The sequence below is a fragment of the Pelagibacterium luteolum genome (assembly GCF_900100665.1).
GTDB classification, from domain to species: Bacteria; Pseudomonadota; Alphaproteobacteria; order Rhizobiales; family Devosiaceae; genus Pelagibacterium; species Pelagibacterium luteolum.
In genome coordinates, this window is sequence record NZ_FNCS01000017.1 from 1 (window position 1) to 17,014 (window position 17,014).

The window sequence follows — 17,014 nt, forward strand, 5'->3', positions numbered from 1 at the left end:
TTGCTCATCATCGACGAGCTGGGCTATTTGCCCTTCGAGGCCAATGCCGCACACTTGTTCTTCCAGCTCGTGTCGCGGCGCTACGAGAAGGGAGCGATCCTGATCACCTCCAATCGTTCCGTGGGAGAATGGGGAAGCGTTTTTGGAGACCCCGTCGTCGCCACAGCAATATTGGACCGCCTGCTTCACCACTCTACGGTGATCACCATCCGGGGCGACAGCTATCGGCTCCGTGAAAAGCGCCGGTCCGGTCTTCTGCAGAAGACCGGACCGGCGCTCGAAACCAACGAAACAGCAAACCAGTGAGGGGGTCAGTTCTTCAGTTCGCCAAAGGGGTCAAATCCTCGCTTCGCTTGACAGGAGCTTCTGCACATCCTCCCAAGCGATCCATCCCGCCCTGTGGATAGTCCTGTGGACGCCATCGGGAGATCACACGCACGCAGTGTCGGGAGATCACACGCAACCCCTTCGGGAGATCGCACGCACGAACCCCAGCTAACGCTCTGGCCCGAAACGACGATTCCGGGCCTTAACAGAGAGTCTAACAAAGATTCTAACCTTCTTCTGGGCCGGGAGACCGGGGAAAAACCCGCCCAAAGCACCCGGACGCCCGGTGCGGAAGGCTCGCGATGAGACCGCCCGCCGACGTGCGCGCCGCCTACAAAGCCGCGCCCCATCTCACCCATGTCGAGTTGACCTGGCGCGAAGGCCGCGTCGAGCACTGGCTGCGTTTCGGCCGTCCGGCCGCCGACCAGCGCCTCGACGCCCAGCGCCGCATCGCCAGCTTCGCGCCGGGATCGATCTTTTGCTTCGTACGCTGGGCATCGAATGCCTACGGCACGATCGTCTCGCGCATCGACATCGTGCGCGTGCCCGGCCCCGGCGACGCCTATCAGACGCTGCCTTTCGTGCGGCGCGGCGGCGAGCTGCTCCTGTCCATCAACGGCTGGCCCAGGGTCGAGAAGGTGCTGCACGCAGTCGATGGGGTGGAGGCGCTCGGCCTCGATCCCATCGAGGCCGCGCCTGACTACTGGCGCCACGTTCACAACCGCCTGACGGCCGGCCAGGTCCCGCGCGCCTACGCCCTCGACCAGCATCGCGCCTGGCTCGCGCGGCGGAGCATCGAGCCATGAGCCGTCGCCTTACCATCGCCGTGACGCTCGGCGCGGCCGCGCTCGTCATCGCCCCGGTCCTCTCCGGTCACGCTCCCTCCCATGTATGGAACGCATCGGCCAGCGTCCCGGTCGGCCTCTACCGCACGGCGTCGGCCGGGCGCGTCGAAGTTGGCGATCTGGTCGCGGTCATGCCGCCCGCCGCTATCGCCGATCTCCTCGATGAACGTGAATATCTGCCGCGCGGCGTGCCCCTCATCAAGCGCGTGCTGGCGCTGCCGGGCACCGAGGTCTGCCGGCGCGGGACCACGATCATCGCTTACGACCATGCCTATGGCGAGGCCCGCGAACGCGACGGCCTCGGGCGCGATCTGCCTCGATGGCAAGGCTGCCGCACGCTGCGCCCCGGCGAAGTCTTCCTGATGAACTGGGACGCGCCAGACAGCCTCGACGGCCGGTACTTCGGGCCGCTTCCCGCCTCGACCATCACGGCGCGCGTCGTCCCCGTGTGGACCGACGAAGACGGCGACGGCCGCTTCCGCTGGGCTTCTCGCAGCTTCGCGCGCGAGCCCTGACCCCTTCCGCAACCGCCACAGCAAAGGAGCATCATCATGGCGATTATCGGAGAGTTCACCCGCACCGAGACCGGCTTCTCCGGTCATATTCGCACCCTCGTCCTCGACCACCAGCTCGTCCTCATTCCTCTCGACACCGCGTCGGCGGATGAAGCGTCCGATTACCCGGCCTTTCGAATCCATCTCGCAGATGAGGGCGAACCTGAAGTCGGCGCGGCGTGGAAGCGCACTGGCCAGGGGGCGACGGGATACAATCTCGTGCTCGACGATCCGAGCTTCGCGCAGCCAATCCGCGCCCATTTGTTCTCGACCGACGATGACGGCCGCGGATGGGCGGTCCGCTGGATTCGGCCCAAGAAGCAGGACGAGCAGGACTGACCGATGCTGCGTTTGTCCTCGCATCGGAAGGACCGGCGATGCGTCAATCCATGCCGCATCGTCCTCCTTCTCCTTTCCCGTCTTACCGTCGCGGCCACGCCGTCGTTGGCCGCTCTGGCGCAGCAGGCACCGCTCGCCGCACCCGTTCCGCACGATCCCTTCGCGGCACACATTGCGGAGGCGGCGGCGCGGTTCGAGCTGCCCGAGCACTGGATTGCGGCTGTGCTCCAGGCCGAAAGCGCGGGCGATCCGCGCGCGGTCTCGCGTGTCGGCGCAATGGGCCTGATGCAGGTCATGCCCGACACCTGGGCCGAACTTCGCGCGCGTCATCGGCTCGGCCCGGACCCCTTCGATCTGCGCGATAACATCCACGCCGGGGCGGCCTATCTGCGCGAGATGCTCGACCGCTACGGTGATGTCGGCGCGATGCTCGCGGCCTACAATGCCGGCCCTGGACGCTACGACGAATATCTCGTTTCCGGTCGAAACTTGCCGGCCGAAACGCGCGCCTATGTCGCCGCGCTGGCCCCGATTCTTGGGGCGGAACCACTGTCTTTTTCGGCTGCCTCTACGCCGTCTGCGCCGCCCGATTGGCGCGCTGCCCCGCTCTTCGTGCGGCCTTCCAGCGATGGTTTCGACACCGCGCCAGCGTCCGATGCGGTGCCTTCGATCGACCGTCCGGGCGTGCATCCCGGCAATGACGTCGACCCGGTTTCCGTCGAGGCGAGTGGCCTTTTCGTGCCGCATTCCGGCGCGGGAGGCTCGCCATGAGTTGCTTCGTGCTGTCGCGCGCCTTGGAGGGCACTCGGATAGGTTCAGCGGAAGGGCGGGCCGGGAGGGGAACGACAGGGGAAGCACGGCAAGATAAAAGCGCCTATGCACGCGGCATCCAACCCATTGGCATGGCTTGTCTTTTCGTGCGCATGGCGGGCGGTCGGTATTACGAAACCGGGATTTCGCCAAGGATTTCAAGGGCAATTCGTATGCACGGCGCTCTGCGCCTCCTCGGGAGGCGGCGATGAGCGGCGACGAACGCGACTTCCGCATCCGGCCCGGCAAGCCGCGCTCGGCCCCTGCGCCGCGCACCAAGCCGTTCATCAATCAGGTGCTGCGCGCGGCCAAGCGCGCCAGCAACGGCAAGGCCGGCGCAAGCGCATCCCGCCTCGGTGGGCGCTCGACCTTCGGGCGCGGCCGCAACGTGTTCTCGCGAAACCGCCTGTTCAGCGCAAGCCGCCGCGTCGTGGTCTCCGCGCGCATTGCTCGCCATAGGGGCCGCGCCTTCCGCGCCGCGCCCATGTCGGCACACCTTTCCTATCTCAAGAGGGATGGGGTCAGCCGGGACGGGGAAAAGGGCGTCATGTTCGACGCCGGGACCGACCGCGCCGACGACCTTGCCTTCGCCGATCGCTGCAAGGACGACCGGCATCATTTCCGCTTCATCGTCTCGCCCGAGGACGCGGCCGATATGGGCGATCTCAAGGCGTTCACCCGCGATCTCGTCAGGCAGATGGAAGCGGACCTCGGCACGCGTCTCGATTGGGTGGCCGTCGATCACTGGAACACCGACAATCCGCACGTCCATCTGCTGGTGCGCGGCGTCGACCACACCGGCGCCGATCTCGTCATCTCGCGCGACTATATCAGCCGTGGTCTGCGCTCGCGCGCCGAGGATCTGGTCGAGATCGAGCTGGGGCCGAAGCCCGAGCACGAAATCCGCTCGGCGCTTGAGAGGGAAGTGACGGCCGACCGCTGGACGCGGCTCGACCGCGAGATCCGCTTCCGCGCCGACGATCTCGGCACCATCGACCTGCGCCCGGAAACGCCGGGACCGTCCGATCCCGAAACCCGCCGCCTGATGATCGGCCGGCTGCGCCATCTCGATAAGATGGGGCTCGCCTCCGAAGGCGCTCCCGGCGAGTGGGTGCTGGAGCCGAAGGCCGAGCGCACGCTGCGCGATCTCGGCCAGCGCGGCGACATCATCAAGACCATGCATCGCGCCTTTGCCGAACGGGGCGAGGATCGTGGCGTCGCGAACTACGTCATCGACGCAGGCGGCCACGGCCCGCCCATCGTCGGGCGGCTCATCGACAAGGGCATGCACAACGAGCTGACGGGCGAAGCCTATGCCGTGATCGACGGCGTGGACGGGCGCGCCCACCATGTCCGCCTGCGCGGCGTCGAAGCGTTCACGCACGCTCCGTCCATCGGCGGCATCGTCGAGGTCCGGCGTTTCGGTCGCGAGGGCGAGGAGCGGCCGACGCTCGTCATCGCCAACCGCTCCGACCTCGATCTCCGGTCCCAGATCACTGCGCCCGGTGCAACCTGGCTCGATCACCGCCTGGTCGAACGCGAGCCCATGACGCTTGGCGCCAGCGGGTTCGGCCGCGAGGTGCGCCAGGCGATGGACGCGCGCGCCGAACATCTAGTCGACGACGGCCTCGCACGGCGGGAGGGGCAGCGCATCCTCCTGCAGCGCAATCTCCTTGCGACCCTGAGACGGCGCGAGCTCGACGCCGTGGGCGAGCAGCTCTCGGCCGAGACCGGGCTTGCCCATGTCGAGGCGAAGGCGGGCGAGCATGTGGCGGGCGTCTATCGCCGCAAGCTCACGCTCACCTCGGGTCGCTTCGCGATGGTCGAGGCACGCGGCCTGGACGGATCGCTCGGCTTCCAGCTCGTGCCCTGGTCCCGCGAGATCGACAACAAGCTCGGCCAGCACATCGCCGGCGTCGCCACGGGCGGCGGCGGGATCGAGTGGAGCCTGGGGCGCAAGCGCGACCTCGGCCTGTAATCCCCCGAACCCTGAAAGGACCTCCAGCGATGCCCGCGACCAAGATCCTCTGGGGCCAGATCACCATCGTCCTGCTGATCGTCCTGTCTACCACGTGGGCCGGCACGCAATGGGTCGCCTGGCGCTTCGGCTTTCAGGCCCAACTCGGCCCGCCCTGGTTCGAGCTGTTCGGCTGGCCGGTCTATTATCCGCCAGCGCTCATCTGGTGGTGGTTCTTCTACGAGGCGTATGCGCCGCGCATCTTCTACGAGGGCGGGATCATCGCGGCCTCGGGCGGCTTCCTCGCCATCGCCGTCGCCATCACCTTGTCGGTCATGCGGGCTCGCGAAGCACCCGACATCGACACTTACGGCTCGGCACGTTGGGCCGAAAGCAAGGATGTAAGAGCGGCGAGCCTTCTTAGCCCGGACGGCGTGGTGCTGGGCAAGTTCGAGAATGACTATCTGCGGCACGATGGCCCGGAGCATGTCTTGTGCTTCGCTCCGACCCGATCGGGCAAGGGCGTGGGCCTCGTGGTGCCATCGCTCCTGACCTGGCCCGGCTCGGCGATCGTTCACGACATCAAGGGGGAAAACTGGACCCTGACCGCCGGGTTCAGATTCCATCACGGCCGCGTGCTGCTGTTCGATCCCACCAATGCGGATTCGGCCGCCTACAATCCACTGCTCGAAGTCAGGCGCGGCCAGTGGGAAGTGCGCGACGTCCAGAACGTCGCCGATGTACTGGTCGATCCCGAGGGATCGCTGGAGAAAAGGAACCACTGGGAAAAGACCAGCCACGCTCTGCTCGTCGGCGCGATCCTTCACGTCCTCTATGCCGAGGAGGACAAGACGCTCGCCGGCGTCGCCTCCTTCCTGTCCGATCCGCGGCGCACCATCGAGGCGACGCTGGATGCGATGATGGCGACGCCGCATCTCGGCGAGAAGGGGCCGCATCCCGTCGTCGCCTCTACGGCCCGCGAGCTTCTCAATAAGTCCGACAACGAACGCTCTGGCGTGCTGTCGACCGCGATGAGCTTCCTGGGGCTCTATCGCGACCCCGTGGTGGCGGCCGTCACCTCGCGATGCGACTGGCGTATCGCCGATCTCGTCGCCGATAGGCGACCAGCCACCCTCTACCTCGTCGTGCCGCCGTCCGACATCTCGCGGACGAAGCCGTTGATCCGGCTCGTGCTCAACCAGATCGGCCGGCGGCTGACCGAGGACCTCCAGGCCGGGGAGCGTCGCCATCGGGTCCTGATGATGCTCGACGAGTTCCCGGCGCTGGGCAGGCTGGATTTCTTCGAGTCGGCGCTGGCCTTCATGGCGGGTTACGGCATCAAGAGCTTCCTGATCGCCCAATCGCTCAACCAGATCGAGAAGGCTTACGGCCAGAACAATTCGATCCTCGACAATTGCCATGTCCGCGTCAGCTTCGCGACCAACGACGAGCGCACGGCCAAACGCATTTCGGACGCGCTCGGGACCGCGACCGAGCTGAAGGCGATGCAGAACTACGCAGGCAGCCGACTCGCGCCGTGGCTCGGACACATCATGGTCTCGCGCTCGGAGACCGCGCGCCAACTCCTGACGCCGGGCGAGATCATGCAGCTCCCGGTCGATGACGAGATCGTCATGGTCGCAGGCTCCCCGCCGATCCGGGCGAAGAAGGCGCGATACTTTCAGGACACCCGCTTCATGGAGCGCGTCGTCGATCCGCCCGATCCGTCAATGATCGTTCCGATCAGGCGGAAGGACGATTGGACGGACCTCGGAACCCGCGCGCCTGACGAAGCCCTTCGGGCCGAGATCGAGGGCAATAGGTCAGACAACAACAATGCCGGCCTGCGCCGGGAGCCCGAGCTCCCCGATCATGTGGCCATCGTGAAGGAGACCGCCCCGAGAAAGGCCGCCGAGGAGTTCAAGATCATTCTCGACGACGACGCCGAGCAGACGGCGCGGCAGCGCCAAGCCCTGCGCCGGCAGATGGGCGGCATCGCCCGTCAGGCTGCGCTCAACCCCGACGAAGGCATCGACCTCTAGGAGTCCCCCATGCGAGATCGGCTTTCGCTCACGCTACCATCAGACCTGCGCCGCCGGATCGACGTCCTGGCCGTGCAACGAAACCTCTCGCGTTCGGCCGTAGTCGAGGCGGCGGTCGCTTCCTTCCTTTCCCCGGACGCCCAGGATATGCGCGAGGCTGCGTTCACGCGCAGGCTCGATCGATTGTCGCGCCAGTCGGCCCGCATCGAGCGTGACCTGCGCATCACCGCCGACACGCTGGCGCTGTTCATCCGCTTCTGGCTCACCATCACGCCGCCTCTCGCGACCGAAGATCAGGCGAGTGCGCAGGTGAAGGGCCGCGAGCGGTTCGAGGGCTTCGTCGAGACGCTCGGCCACCATCTCCAGAGCGGACACAACTTCCTGCGCGAAATTCCCGACGACGTCGTACCGCCGGATGGCGGGTAGTGGGTGGTTTGCAGAATGGCAGCTTTTTGCCACACTACCATTAAAGCGGACATGAAGAGACTGGTCGGCGGCTTAAGGCCGAGTAATCACGGTTTCTCCGCCCAAGGCTACGATTGTTGTGTCCAGCCTGCGCAGCAGATCGTCGTACGTGATGATGTCCATCATATTCGAGTACTTGCGCTTGATGACTTCAAAGTCGAGCAGCTGGCTGCCGGTCATATCGCCGCCGCCGATCTGATCGCGACCGACAATGATAATGGCCTTGGGGTTGGAAATCCGGATGCTCATGCCCTTCGGCAGGTCGTCGGCGTATTTGCTCGTAAGCTTCTTCTCGCCTTGCACGCCCCATTTCGACAGGTGGAACAGATATTTCTCTGCCTGCATGATAGTGCCGCTCAACTCCGAAGTCGGGATGCTGTTGCCCCTATACGGCGATTTCCGAAGGATTTTGTCCTCAAACGGTTTTTTGATTTCGATCACGTCGAGATTGCCGTTGGCATCGACCAAGGCGATGTCGATGAAGCGCGAGGTCTTTTTCTCGGGATTGCTGTAATAGTCGGCGATCGCAACATTCTTCAGGACCTTGATGTACTTGGGGAACAGCAGCAGCAGGAAGGATATCATCAGATCCTGCCAGTCTCCCTCAGGTAAGTCCATCTTGTCGTCGAGAGCCTCTTTGATGGCCTTTCTGATCAAGAGGTACTTCTCAACCTCAAATTTATTGAGAAAGTCTAGGTCCATTTTGGAGGTGAGCGAGCCTGCCATCCGCCTCTTGAAGTAGTTCTCATACTTGGCTCGAGCATCCGCCATACCATCGAGATATTGGGACAGCACCGTGGTCACGCGGGCCTCGGCATAGCGATCCACCTCGTAGGAATTCGGGAATTTCTCGAGCAGTTCCTCGAACACTACGAGCGGAATCGCCCCTTCCTGCTCGCCGCCGATCACGATCGGATTCGTGTGATCCAGCAGTCTTGCCATGCGACCGAATATTGAGATGTTCCTTTCGGCGGCGAACGTCTTTCGCAGAAACTTCGTATTGGCCGGAAAGAGAACATCGTTTGGGATGTCGAGCACACGACCGGGAATTCTAACATACTCCCCCTCGAAACTGCCGAAGGTGAAGCGATACCAGTGATCCTCATCGATCCTGGCCGATTTCGAAGGCGGGTCGATCAGATCCCTTTTTCCGAAGTGGAAAACGTATGATATGGCTACCCACCTTTTTTCGGTGAGCTCTCTCCACACCCAATTGTTGCTCTGGCGATCTGATTGATACTCAAAATCTATGCCAGTCGTTGTGCGTTTGAACTTGATAGCCATGCCCACCCCAGTCGTGCGGTAGCACCGTAGTCGACAGATCGGGCCGCAGCCAGTGATCAGGCGCTCTCGATCTCAATCTTCGCGAAGCCATCGCATGAGCGGATGCTTCGGGTCGCAAGGTCGACAGCACTTCGAGATAAGGAATGGCAGCTCCTGGGCAACAGCGAGCTGTCCCACCGACCGAAATCGGGTCGGACACAGCCGTTCGGCATTGCGCCCTCCCTGCGGTCACTCCGTGTGAATTCCCCGTTGCCTTATAGCTGACGGTCCGCTTGTTCCGCAGCGACATCCGGGATGGCAACCTGAAGGTCTGGCGTTGTTGGCCAAGCGCGGTGGCGGGACATTATGTAAAATGGCCTAGGTGGTTGGCCACGGCGGCCACTGCTGCTGGACTTCATTTTTTAGACCTGCTAGAAGGTGGAAAAAGTGAAGTAGGATTCAGTCGATGAGCATTTCCGTCAGCACCGCACTGTATCAGCATCCATTTGACGCTCGTCGGCGTCTGATGGAATTGGGTATTTCTGTTGAAGCGCTAATCAAGGCCGTACAGTCTGGACACGTAGCCCGGCTAAATTGCACTGATAATGATCCCCCGTTTATACCGGGTACCGAAGCTTGGAGAATGGTGGTGCGCACTCTACGGGACGAATTGGTACCGCTTGGTTGGCGCAAAGACGACCCAAACAACTATTCTTTGGTGATCAACGATTCGAGTGAGATCAACATCGTCGTCGCGAGTGCCGACGGCCTCACTTGCAGGTGGCCTGGCATTCCAAGGACGAAGTCGCCCAAGGGCCTCTTCACTGAGGCAGCCGTGCTGAAGAACAGTGCGGAGGGAGATCTCTTTCCCGAGACGGTGGAAGTTACCCTGCGCCGGGCTGCAACGATCCTCAACTACAAAACGTATATGCTGCTGATAAACATCGATGATGAACAGTGCCGAGCTGAGCTGTCTTTGCCGTCTGAGTTCGACGACCAGATGGTAACCGATTGGGCTGAACGTATTTTCATCCCCATGCCTAGCGTGGACGGCGGCGTGCCACAGAAGGTAACTGACGCGCCTGATATCGACGTGCCGGTGAAGCGCAAGGCTGCATAAAATGTTCAACAAATCGCGGCTGAAAGTCGCTCGTCAGCGGGCCGGGCTGACGATGCGAGAACTCGCAGCCAGAGTTGGCATCGAGCCTCGTACTGTGACTGGTTATGAGGCCGGAGAATACCTGCCGAGCGACGACGTAGCTCAGAAGTTCGCGCGGGTACTCGGCTTCCCTCTCGAATTCTTTGCTGCCGACGATCTGGACATACCTCAGGTAGAAGGTGTGAGCTTTCGGTCCATGAGCAAAATGACGGCTCGGCAGCGTGATGGTGCGATTGCCGCCGGCGCTGTAGCCTTTCTGCTGTCGGACTGGCTGGACGGCCAGTTTGATCTGCCACACGCTGACGTTCCTGATATGCGAGAGGAATTGCCGCAGACGGCAGCAGCCGGACTGCGAGATTATTGGGGCTTAGGCAATAGGCCCATCAAGAACATGGTTCACCTGCTTGAGTTGAAAGGTGTTCGAGTCTTCTCACTTGGGGAGGATGGCAAAGAGGTCGATGCGTACTCACTATGGCGAGGGGTGCGGCCTTACGTTTTTCTGAACACACAGAAATCGGGGGAGAGAAGCCGATTCGACGCTGCTCATGAACTTGGGCATCTCGTGTTGCACAAGCATGCCGCGCCAAATGGCCTAGAAGCTGAGAAGCAGGCTAACGAGTTCGCAGCAGCCTTTTTGATTCCCGAAGCTCCGTTGCGGGCTGCGGGCCGCATCGCCGGGCTTCCGAAAGTTGTTCAACTGAAGCAGGAATGGTCGGTATCCGTTGCTGCTATGGCGTACCGCCTGCACGAGACCGGCCTCCTTACCAAATGGAACTATCAGCAGATTTTCATTGAGATATCTAGGCGTGGCTGGCGAACTGAAGAGCCCGCGCCAATTCGGAGGGAGCAATCCCAAATCTGGCAGAAGGTGCTCAGCGAGGTTCGCCGGGATGAACAATTGGGATTAGGTGGTTTATCCGAACTTCTTTCATTGCCCGAGGGTGAACTCGAGAAACTGTTGTTTGGCCTTGTAACAGTTGGTGTGCCGTCGGCCCCGCGGACAGCACCAGTAACGCCTCCACGGGGAAAACTAAGGATAGTGAAGTAGTTAGAGTTTTGCCACGAACGGCGACTTTGAGGGCATGTGTAGTTGTTGCGCGCACGGCCGGAACGGGGTCAGCAACCGTTGACGGGGAGCGCCCCATTCCAGTCATTTGACATGATAGGCGATGATCCAAAAGGTAGCCAGTCACATAAGGCTTGTGAAATATTATCTGCAGAAGATAGCTGACGGAATAGCGTAGAACTGTTCAGCTATATTTTGCATACTTTGGGGTGGGCTCGATGAAGCTTGCGTGTTTGCGCATCTGTAATTTCAGATGTTTTGGGAGCGTTGCTACCGGCATAGCGTTGGACGACACTACGTTCATCCTCGGACAAAACGGTACCGGCAAAACCGCTGTGCTGCAGGCGCTGGCGAGAATGTTCAGCGTCGATCCTGCACTGCGCAAGATCAGGCCCTCCGACTTCCACATTGCAGCCGACGAGGCGCCCGGTGGAGCGCCGGAGGAGCGCAGGCTCTGGATCGAAGCCGATTTCGAATTTCCAGAGCTGGATTTGGACGATGCCGACGACATGCCCGCAGTGCCGGGCAACTTCGCGCACATGCTGATGGTGGACGGCGACGAGCCTATGCGCGTCCGCTTACGCCTGGCGGCGACGCTTGATCAGGATGGCGATATCGAGGAGACCTTCACCTATGTGACCAAGACCGACGATGCTGGGCTGCCGAATGAGGAAAGCCGCGCCTCTAAGCAAGATCGCAACGCCGTTCAGGTGCATTATCTGCCTGCCCGTCGCGACCCGTCCGATCACGTCTCCTATTCCGCCAACTCGCTGCTAGGCCGAGCATTGCGGGCGGCAGACTGGAGCTATGAGCGTGAAGCGATCGGCGATCTCACAGCGCAAATTACCGCCGCGCTGACCGGCAACGCCGCCATCGAAGGCATCGGAAAGTCGCTGACCGGGATTTGGGGACAGCTTCACAAGGGCCAGTTCTTCGCCGACCCCGCGGTTTCGTTTGCACAGAGCGAGATCGATACGCTGCTGCGCCATCTGAGCCTGACGTTCACGCCCGGCCACGGCGCACCGCTCGTCGATTTCTCACGGTTGAGCGACGGTCAGCAGTCGTTGCTCTATATCTCGCTGGTGCTCGCAATGCGCGAGATCGGCGACAAGGTTCTTGCCGGGGAGCTGGACGCCTTCGACATAGACAAGCTGCGGCCCGCGATCTTTACTCTGCTTGCGGTTGAAGAACCGGAGAACAGCCTGTCACCACACTATCTGGGGCGCGTCGTCCGTGCTGTCTCCGAATTTGCGAAAGGTCAGAACGAGCAGGCGTTGGTGGCAACCCACGCGCCGTCGCTCCTGCGTCGTGTTGCGCCCGAAACCATCCGCTATCTGCGACTCGACGGCAATCGGCGGACAGTCGTTGCGCGGATCTTGCTGCCGCAAAATGAGGATGCGGCAAAATATGTCCGCGAAGGCGTGCAGGCATTTCCTGAGCTATATTTCTCTCGCTTCGTCATCCTGGGCGAAGGCGACAGCGAGGAGGTTGTGCTGCCGCGGCTGCTCGCTGCGCGCGGGATTCTCACCGATGACGCGTCGATCTCGATCGTTCCTTTAGGTGGCCGGCACGTCAATCATTTCTGGCGGTTGCTCCACGCACTCGGCATCCCGCACGCCACCTTGCTCGACCTCGACCTTGCTCGCTATCAGGGCGGCTGGGGACGGATCAAATATGCCGCCAAGCAACGCCTAGAATATGGCGATGTCGCAAATGCCGGCATCAATGACGACGATATCGCGGGGATTCCGGCTTGGGACAGCGATGAGGGATTGCTGGTCGATGACGACGGCTGGATCGAGTATTTCGAGGATCGAGGGGTCTTCTTTTCCTCTCCGCTCGATCTCGACTTCATGATGATCGAGGCGTTCGGCGAGGTGTACAAGGTCGATGACGCAGAGCGTGAGGAACCAGATGAAACCACGCTCAAGGCGGTCTTGGGCAAGAAGCATGACGTCGTCGGCGGCCAATATTCCGACGAGCAGCTCGAGCTGTTCGATGCGTATCACCGTCGCTTCAAGCTCGGCAGCAAGCCGGCCTGGCACATCCGGGCGATGGCTGCGCTCGATGATGCGGAACTAGCGGCCGATATGCCAACGGTCATGACCGCGCTATTCGACTATGTCGAAATCGCTCTGGAGGGCCTGCCGGAATGATCGCGGTCGAGCGATGGTCGCCCGCCGATGGACTGACGCTTGAGCCGAACGCGATGGCGGCCGCTACGGAGAGTGCGCGCAATTTGGTGCTGACTGCGGGCCCGGGTGCCGGCAAGACCGAAATGCTTGCGCAGCGGGCGGACTTCCTGCTTCGCACGGGCACTTGCCGCTATCCAAGGCGGATTCTTGCGATTTCGTTCAAGACCGATGCCAGCCAGAATCTCAAAGCACGCGTCCGCAAGCGCTGCGGACCTGAGCTGGCGGCGCGCTTCGACAGCCATACGTTCCATGCATTCGCCAAGCGGATCATTGATCGCTTTCGTCCGGTGCTGACCGGACGCGATGCGCTAGACCCAGACTATTCGATTGGACCGCACCGGGTGCAGAGCCAGTCGATCACCTTCGCTGATATGGTGCCGCTTGCGCAGATGATCGTTGAAACCAGCTTGGTTGTGCGCAACGCGGTGCGCCAGACCTACACCCATGTCTTTCTTGACGAGTTCCAGGATTGCACGGCCGATCAATATGGCCTGATCCTCGCCTGTTTCGACGGTACCTCGGCGATTCTAACGGCGGTGGGCGATACCAAGCAAAGCATCATGGGCTGGGCCGGAGCGCTCGAGGGCATCTTCCAAACCTTTGCCGATGCGTTCGATGCGCTACCTCTCAACCTCTACCAGAATTTCCGATCCGCACCGAGGCTCCGCCGTATGCAGAATGCGATGGTGAAAGTGATGGATCCGCCAGCCGCCCTCGACGATACGGATATTGTAGGCGACGAGGGCGAGATCGACATTCTTCGTTTCGATGACGACGGCGAAGAAGCCGCCAGCCTGACAGAGCGGATTCGGGGTCTGATCGACGATGGCATCGCACCCTCTGAGATCGCCATCCTGGTCAGTAAGCAGCAGAATCTCTATTGTCAGCGCCTTACGGCGGCATTCGAGGTGGCTGAGATTCCGTTTCGCGAGGAAGACAAGGAACAGGATCTGGCGTCGGAGCCGATCGCTTGCCTGCTCATTGACTTTCTGCTGATCGCCAGTGGCACACGGCAACCCGCCGCCTATCGCCGCTTGCTGGATTTCGTCGTGTTCAACCATGGCCATGACGAGGAACGCGAATATCAGCTGCGCTCACGCTGGGATCGCTTCGTCACCGAAACCAGACGGCAGATCGCGGCAGGTGAGGTCGATCTTGCGCAAGTGAACGACCTGCTAACGCTTGCCACGGTATTAGTCGGTGAGATCGGGCGCGACAATCTCGTCGCGCTATCGCCGGACTATGCGCATGGCGGTCGCCTCGATCAGTTAATTGAACAAGTACTCGAACGTGCGCACCTGCTGCTGCAGGGTGACGCGAACCCGGCGACAGCGTTGGCGTCCTTCTCCGGCGACAGCGCCGTCCGCATCATGTCAGTGCACAAGAGCAAGGGGTTGGAGTTTGATACGGTTGTCATTCTCGGGGTCGAGAAGGAAACCTTTTGGGGCGAATTGTCGGCGGAACGCGCTGCCTATTTTGTAGGGATCTCCCGCGCCAAACAACGTCTTTGGCTGACCGCGTGCCACTATCGTCAGCGCCCAGGCGGCGCGAAGCGCTGGACTGTTGAGCGCCGTGAGCATGACGAATTCCTTGGTTACGTGCCATAGTAGCGATTGAACCCTCGATGGCGACTATGCTCCAGGCTCTCCACATGGTCTGAGAACTCGACGACATCAAATTCAACAAAGTTGGCATTGGTGACGAAGACATTTGTGCTGATCGCTGGGCCAGCACGCCAATCTCGTCGCCGCGGCTCCCCTTTGCGCGCAGCTTTCACATGCTCGTCTTCAGGCTGGGCGCCAGTGGCGAACGAGCCGATCCGCGATCTCCTGCAGGACGTCTGAGCTCGACATCTGACATTCCCGCCGGGCAGGTCGCCGAAATGGCGATAATGGCGTCATCTGCAGAAACGCAGCTATCTGTGTGACTGTCGCCAAGACCTGACAGTCCGGCCACGGCGCCGAATATGCCGGTAGTCGAGCGCGTTAGGAACGACCGCTTTCGGGAAGCCGTCCGTGATCTGGGAACGACGGAGATGGGGTCGTGAGCTTAAGTCCGATGTGCATTGCAACTGGAGGCGAACTGGGACGCTAACGCGGCAGCTTCCGAGCAAGCGAATCAGGTTTTCGGGCTCGCCTCTTCGGCCGCCGCGCATCTTGACGAGAACGGCCTGGCCAGCGGTTTCTCGGGAGTACGTCGCGGTGACCGCCCGCGGCTGTCGTGAGAGCGCGATCGCGCCCTTCAACCCGCCTTACACGACATTCTTACGCGGCTTGCCGACCTCGGACTCCGCCTCCCTACTACGACAAAAACTTGTTGAATCGCCGTGACTCGAGGCCCTTTTAGTCAAGCCCAGCCGGGGATTGAATGACGCGTTCCCGGTGGAAACCGGGGCCTTCATGACTGCTACACACCCACAATCGGAAGCCAACAAACGCGGCGCGCGCATGCTGCGCACAGCGCTCGGGAAGTCGATCGCGCGGCTTCTCGAAGACCCGAGCGTCATCGAGATCATGCTGAATCCGGACGGCCGCCTGTGGGTGGACCGTCTCTCAGAGGGTCTCGCCGATACCGGCGATCGTCTCTCCGCTGCCGACGGCGAACGCATCGTCCGCCTCGTCGCCCATCATGTCGGCGTGGAAGTGCATCCGCGCAGCCCTCGTGTCTCGGCTGAGCTACCGGAGTCCGGCGAGCGTTTCGAAGGGTTGCTGCCGCCGGTCGTCGCGGCACCCACCTTCGCGATCCGTAAGCCGGCCATAGCGATATTCACGCTCGACGACTATGTGGCCGCCGGCATCATGACGTCGGACCACGCAGCGACTTTGCGCGAAGCCGTGGCGTCCCGGTCCAACATCCTCGTCGCCGGCGGCACCTCGACCGGCAAGACGACGCTGACCAACGCGCTGCTCGCCGAAGTAGCCGGCAGCGAGGACCGCGTCGTCATCATCGAGGACACGCGCGAACTGCAATGCGCCGCGCCAAATCTGGTGGCGATGCGGACCAAGGATGGCGTCGCCACGCTTTCCGATCTCGTTCGCTCATCGCTTCGCCTGCGCCCCGACCGCATCCCGATCGGGGAAGTGCGCGGCGCGGAAGCCCTCGATCTCATCAAAGCATGGGGAACCGGGCATCCCGGTGGGATCGGGACGATCCATGCCGGCACCGGCATCGGCGCGCTGCGCCGACTCGAACAGCTCATCCAGGAGGCCGTGGTCACGGTGCCGCGCGCCCTGATCGCGGAAACCATCGACCTCGTGGCCGTCCTTTCCGGGCGCGGTTCGGCGCGTCGTCTTTCCGAACTCGTCCGCGTCGAGGGGCTCGGCCCTGATGGCGACTACCGGACCACCTCAGCGATCCAGAACAAAGGAGATCCCGCATGACTCGCATTCGATCGCGCATGCAGCGCCGCGTCGCAACCGCCGCCTCGACCCTCGCCATCAGTTTCATGCTTGCCCCGGTCGCCTATGCGTCCGGCTCGTCGATGCCGTGGGAAGCACCGTTGCAGGCGGTCCTCGAGTCCATCGAAGGGCCGGTCGCCAAGATCATCGCCGTCATCATCATCATCGTGACCGGCCTGACACTCGCCTTCGGCGATACCGGCGGCGGCTTCCGCAGGCTGATCCAGATCGTCTTCGGCATCTCGATCGCCTTCGCCGCCAGTTCCTTCTTCCTGTCCTTCTTCTCCTTCGGCGGCGGGGCGCTCGTCTGATGGCGAGTGCCTTCGAACAACTCGACACGGTGCCGGGATTTTCGGTCCTGGTCCACAGGGCGCTGACCGAGCCGATCCTGCTGGCTGGTGCGCCGCGCTCGATCGCCATTCTGAACGGCACGCTTGCGGGTGCGATCGGCCTGGGCCTCCAGCTCTGGTTTGCCGGCCTCGCGATCTGGGCGCTCGGCCATGCCGCAGCGGTCTGGGCCGCGCGCCGTGACCCTCATTTCGTGGAGGTCGGCCGCAGGCATCTGCGCATCCCCGGCCATCTCGACGTGTGAGG

The 17,014-nt window shown here is 62.2% G+C and carries 16 protein-coding genes; 15 read left to right on the forward strand and 1 reads right to left on the reverse strand.

Annotated features, from left to right (window positions below):
* The 8 genes from BLR31_RS17555 to BLR31_RS17590 form a co-directional block, all read left to right on the forward strand.
* On the forward strand, nucleotides 1-306 hold a 306-nt coding region (locus BLR31_RS17555; RefSeq protein WP_176762739.1), incomplete at its 5' end, for an ATP-binding protein.
* A 323-nt stretch (nucleotides 307-629) separates the two neighbouring features.
* Nucleotides 630-1,133 (forward strand): DUF2840 domain-containing protein, encoded by a 504-nt coding sequence (locus tag BLR31_RS17560; RefSeq protein WP_090598381.1) that lies wholly within the window; start codon nucleotides 630-632, stop codon nucleotides 1,131-1,133.
* Entirely contained in the window at nucleotides 1,130-1,687 is a 558-nt protein-coding gene (locus BLR31_RS17565; protein WP_090598383.1) for a S26 family signal peptidase, read from the forward strand. The genes BLR31_RS17560 and BLR31_RS17565 overlap by 4 nt, the downstream gene beginning before the upstream one ends.
* Nucleotides 1,688-1,723: 36 nt before the next feature.
* On the forward strand, nucleotides 1,724-2,065 hold the full coding sequence (locus BLR31_RS17570; RefSeq protein ID WP_090598386.1) for a DUF736 domain-containing protein: 342 nt from the start codon (nucleotides 1,724-1,726) through the stop codon (nucleotides 2,063-2,065).
* Nucleotides 2,066-2,068: 3 nt separating this feature from the next.
* On the forward strand, nucleotides 2,069-2,836 hold the full coding sequence (locus BLR31_RS17575) for a lytic transglycosylase domain-containing protein (protein ID WP_090598388.1): 768 nt from the start codon (nucleotides 2,069-2,071) through the stop codon (nucleotides 2,834-2,836).
* Nucleotides 2,837-3,083: 247 nt separating this feature from the next.
* On the forward strand, nucleotides 3,084-4,853 hold the full coding sequence (locus tag BLR31_RS17580) for a relaxase/mobilization nuclease domain-containing protein (RefSeq protein ID WP_090598391.1): 1,770 nt from the start codon (nucleotides 3,084-3,086) through the stop codon (nucleotides 4,851-4,853).
* 29 nt (nucleotides 4,854-4,882) lie between these two features.
* Complete coding sequence (locus tag BLR31_RS17585) at nucleotides 4,883-6,874, forward strand: conjugal transfer protein TraG (protein ID WP_090598393.1); 1,992 nt, start codon at nucleotides 4,883-4,885, stop codon at nucleotides 6,872-6,874.
* 9 nt (nucleotides 6,875-6,883) lie between these two features.
* A complete protein-coding gene (locus BLR31_RS17590) occupies nucleotides 6,884-7,300 on the forward strand; it encodes a ribbon-helix-helix domain-containing protein (RefSeq protein WP_090598396.1) in 417 nt (138 codons plus the stop codon).
* A 72-nt stretch (nucleotides 7,301-7,372) separates the two neighbouring features.
* Here the strand turns inward: BLR31_RS17590 and BLR31_RS17595 are convergent, their stop codons facing one another.
* Entirely contained in the window at nucleotides 7,373-8,623 is a 1,251-nt protein-coding gene (locus BLR31_RS17595) for a Shedu immune nuclease family protein (RefSeq protein WP_090598398.1), read from the reverse strand.
* 445 nt (nucleotides 8,624-9,068) lie between these two features.
* Here BLR31_RS17595 and BLR31_RS17600 point away from each other — a divergent pair, with 445 nt between their 5' ends.
* From BLR31_RS17600 to BLR31_RS17630, 7 genes are all read left to right on the forward strand, one after another.
* Complete coding sequence (locus tag BLR31_RS17600; RefSeq protein WP_090598400.1) at nucleotides 9,069-9,722, forward strand: hypothetical protein; 654 nt, start codon at nucleotides 9,069-9,071, stop codon at nucleotides 9,720-9,722.
* A gap of 1 nt (nucleotide 9,723) precedes the next feature.
* On the forward strand, nucleotides 9,724-10,809 hold the full coding sequence (locus tag BLR31_RS17605; protein ID WP_090598403.1) for an ImmA/IrrE family metallo-endopeptidase: 1,086 nt from the start codon (nucleotides 9,724-9,726) through the stop codon (nucleotides 10,807-10,809).
* A 236-nt stretch (nucleotides 10,810-11,045) separates the two neighbouring features.
* Nucleotides 11,046-12,983, forward strand: a complete 1,938-nt coding sequence (locus BLR31_RS17610) for an ATP-dependent nuclease (protein WP_090598405.1) — start codon at nucleotides 11,046-11,048, stop codon at nucleotides 12,981-12,983.
* Nucleotides 12,980-14,629 (forward strand): UvrD-helicase domain-containing protein, encoded by a 1,650-nt coding sequence (locus BLR31_RS17615; RefSeq protein WP_090598408.1) that lies wholly within the window; start codon nucleotides 12,980-12,982, stop codon nucleotides 14,627-14,629. Before BLR31_RS17610 ends, BLR31_RS17615 begins: the two co-directional genes overlap by 4 nt.
* Before the next feature lie 792 nt (nucleotides 14,630-15,421).
* Nucleotides 15,422-16,402 carry a P-type conjugative transfer ATPase TrbB gene (gene trbB / locus BLR31_RS17620; protein WP_090598495.1) on the forward strand — a complete coding sequence of 327 codons (981 nt, stop codon included), beginning with the start codon at nucleotides 15,422-15,424 and terminating at the stop codon, nucleotides 16,400-16,402.
* Nucleotides 16,399-16,731, forward strand: a complete 333-nt coding sequence (locus BLR31_RS17625; RefSeq protein ID WP_090598411.1) for a TrbC/VirB2 family type IV secretion system protein — start codon at nucleotides 16,399-16,401, stop codon at nucleotides 16,729-16,731. The genes trbB and BLR31_RS17625 overlap by 4 nt, the downstream gene beginning before the upstream one ends.
* Nucleotides 16,731-17,012, forward strand: coding sequence for a VirB3 family type IV secretion system protein (locus BLR31_RS17630; RefSeq protein WP_090598413.1), 282 nt, complete (start codon nucleotides 16,731-16,733; stop codon nucleotides 17,010-17,012). Before BLR31_RS17625 ends, BLR31_RS17630 begins: the two co-directional genes overlap by 1 nt.
* Nucleotides 17,013-17,014 lie beyond the last annotated feature (2 nt).

What these genes read in the sequence shown, in the direction of transcription:
- BLR31_RS17560 (WP_090598381.1), top strand. Translation starts at nt 630, where the DNA reads ATGAGACCGCCCGCCGACGTGCGCGCCGCCTACAAAGCCGCGCCCCAT.
- BLR31_RS17565 (WP_090598383.1), top strand. Translation starts at nt 1,130, where the DNA reads ATGAGCCGTCGCCTTACCATCGCCGTGACGCTCGGCGCGGCCGCGCTC.
- BLR31_RS17570 (WP_090598386.1), top strand. Translation starts at nt 1,724, where the DNA reads ATGGCGATTATCGGAGAGTTCACCCGCACCGAGACCGGCTTCTCCGGT.
- BLR31_RS17575 (WP_090598388.1), top strand. Translation starts at nt 2,069, where the DNA reads ATGCTGCGTTTGTCCTCGCATCGGAAGGACCGGCGATGCGTCAATCCA.
- BLR31_RS17580 (WP_090598391.1), top strand. Translation starts at nt 3,084, where the DNA reads ATGAGCGGCGACGAACGCGACTTCCGCATCCGGCCCGGCAAGCCGCGC.
- BLR31_RS17585 (WP_090598393.1), top strand. Translation starts at nt 4,883, where the DNA reads ATGCCCGCGACCAAGATCCTCTGGGGCCAGATCACCATCGTCCTGCTG.
- BLR31_RS17590 (WP_090598396.1), top strand. Translation starts at nt 6,884, where the DNA reads ATGCGAGATCGGCTTTCGCTCACGCTACCATCAGACCTGCGCCGCCGG.
- BLR31_RS17595 (WP_090598398.1), bottom strand. Translation starts at nt 8,623, where the DNA reads ATGGCTATCAAGTTCAAACGCACAACGACTGGCATAGATTTTGAGTAT.
- BLR31_RS17600 (WP_090598400.1), top strand. Translation starts at nt 9,069, where the DNA reads ATGAGCATTTCCGTCAGCACCGCACTGTATCAGCATCCATTTGACGCT.
- BLR31_RS17605 (WP_090598403.1), top strand. Translation starts at nt 9,724, where the DNA reads ATGTTCAACAAATCGCGGCTGAAAGTCGCTCGTCAGCGGGCCGGGCTG.
- BLR31_RS17610 (WP_090598405.1), top strand. Translation starts at nt 11,046, where the DNA reads ATGAAGCTTGCGTGTTTGCGCATCTGTAATTTCAGATGTTTTGGGAGC.
- BLR31_RS17615 (WP_090598408.1), top strand. Translation starts at nt 12,980, where the DNA reads ATGATCGCGGTCGAGCGATGGTCGCCCGCCGATGGACTGACGCTTGAG.
- trbB (WP_090598495.1), top strand. Translation starts at nt 15,422, where the DNA reads ATGACTGCTACACACCCACAATCGGAAGCCAACAAACGCGGCGCGCGC.
- BLR31_RS17625 (WP_090598411.1), top strand. Translation starts at nt 16,399, where the DNA reads ATGACTCGCATTCGATCGCGCATGCAGCGCCGCGTCGCAACCGCCGCC.
- BLR31_RS17630 (WP_090598413.1), top strand. Translation starts at nt 16,731, where the DNA reads ATGGCGAGTGCCTTCGAACAACTCGACACGGTGCCGGGATTTTCGGTC.